The following is a 235-nucleotide window of genomic DNA, read 5'->3' on the forward strand; positions in this document are numbered from 1 at the left end:
GAAAGTAAATCAAAAGTCTCAAAACCTATGGCACCGTTGTAATCACACAAAGTGTATTGCGGATAGTTCGGCTGAGTAGCATTCGGTAGCGGATTAACTATCAAATCCAATTCAACTATATCATAACAACCCGTTGCGATAAACTCTACTCTTACAAATAACGTTTGGTTCCAAATGGTTTGGTTGATGTAACTCGTCACACCTCCAATGGTAGCCGTCTCATTCTGAGCATCTG

At 40.4% G+C, this 235-nt stretch carries 1 protein-coding gene; it reads right to left on the reverse strand.

What is annotated here, in order from left to right; all coding sequences use genetic code 11:
- On the reverse strand, positions 1 to 235 hold a 235-nt coding region (locus ICG50_RS13100; protein ID WP_187661342.1), incomplete at both ends, for a hypothetical protein.

Source organism: Flavobacterium buctense (genome assembly GCF_014486695.1).
Classification (GTDB): Bacteria; Bacteroidota; Bacteroidia; order Flavobacteriales; family Flavobacteriaceae; genus Flavobacterium; species Flavobacterium buctense.